Annotated in this window: 4 protein-coding genes; all 4 read left to right on the forward strand. The window is 43.8% G+C overall.

What is annotated here, in order from left to right; all coding sequences use genetic code 11:
- On the forward strand, window positions 1-313 hold a 313-nt coding region (locus A3738_RS27275; RefSeq protein ID WP_156504539.1), incomplete at its 5' end, for a dephospho-CoA kinase.
- Window positions 314-535 carry a DNA gyrase inhibitor YacG gene (gene yacG / locus A3738_RS27280; protein WP_068478469.1) on the forward strand — a complete coding sequence of 74 codons (222 nt, stop codon included), beginning with the start codon at window positions 314-316 and terminating at the stop codon, window positions 533-535.
- 1 nt (window position 536) lies between these two features.
- Window positions 537-983: an HIT family protein gene (locus A3738_RS27285; protein ID WP_068475447.1), complete on the forward strand. Its 447-nt coding sequence runs from the start codon at window positions 537-539 to the stop codon at window positions 981-983.
- Window positions 949-1,264: hypothetical protein (locus A3738_RS27290; protein WP_156504540.1), on the forward strand; the 316-nt coding region annotated here is incomplete at its 3' end. The genes A3738_RS27285 and A3738_RS27290, both read left to right, overlap by 35 nt.

Below are 1,264 nucleotides of genomic sequence, written 5' to 3' on the forward strand. Positions count from 1 at the left end.
TCGACAGCTTAGCCAAGCAGAATCAGCTTACGCAATTCTAGTCTCGCCTTTGTTATTCGAAACAAAACAAAGCCAGCTCTGCACGCGAACATTATTAATTGACGCCACCGAGGCAGATCAAAAAATCCGTGCAGCCACGCGAGATAACGCTTCAGAAGAAGATATAGGGAAAATCATTGCTGCTCAAATGCCTAGAAAAATGAAACAAGAGCGTGCTCACGACATTATTTTAAACGATGGTGATTTAGACCACCTGAACGCCGTGGTAGACTCACAACACGAAGAATACCTCAAACTTGCCGAGTCAAAATAAATGTCAAACAACACTCCTCTAATCGTTAATTGTCCAACCTGCGCAGACCCTGTTACATGGGAAGAGAAGAATAAAGAGCGTCCATTTTGTAGCGAGCGCTGTAAATTAATTGATCTCGGCGCTTGGGCTTCAGAGGAGTACAGCATCGCTTCTCAAAGCCAAGACGAATGGGAAATCGCCGAAGCGCAAAGCGCATCTAACACTTCTGAAAGCCTTCAATAATATGAGTCGTCGACCCTGTCCATTTTGCGCGATTAATAACGGTGCACTGCCGGCCAGCGTGATTTATGAAGATGAACACTTCATGATTATTATGGATGCTTACCCCTTAAGTTCTGGGCATGTTTTAATCATACCTCGCGCTCATCACGATCGGATTTCAGCGCTATCAGACGAACATCAGTCCAAACTGTTCGATTTAGGGCGTAAGGTGATGAGCGCAATGATTAGAGCAGGTTTTGGAGAGGATGGCTGTAATATTCTATTAAATGATGGCAAAGCTGCTAATCAAACAGTTCCGCACATCCACCTTCATATAATTCCTCGCAAAAAGCATGACTTTTTACGATCATTGCCTAAACTAGCACTGCATGTCACTGGACTTATGGGAAGACAAGAAAAGCGTGCCACACTGGATGAGCAAGCGCGTCAAATCGCCAAGTATTTTTAGTGCAAGTATTACTGCTGTCGCGCTATTGATGTGCGCATTTACATCAAGTGCTAATGATGTCGAATTTACCTCCCCCTCAGCAAAAGATAGAAGCTCTATTCCTTCGGAACAACAAGACTCACCGACACTTACTTGGCTTACAGAAAACCGTAACTACTGGGGGCATGTAGTTGGAGATACTGCCAAAAGGCTCGACGCGTTTTTCGCTGATGAAGAAGTAATCGAATCGAGCAATAATAGTTTTCTAAAAGTTGGCTTTGAATTTCAGCAGTACAAAAGTG

It is taken from the genome of Oleiphilus sp. HI0066, assembly GCF_001635725.1.

Excerpts from the sequence above, each read along its gene's own strand:
- yacG (WP_068478469.1), top strand. The coding sequence starts at position 314 with ATGTCAAACAACACTCCTCTAATCGTTAATTGTCCAACCTGCGCAGAC.
- A3738_RS27285 (WP_068475447.1), top strand. The coding sequence starts at position 537 with ATGAGTCGTCGACCCTGTCCATTTTGCGCGATTAATAACGGTGCACTG.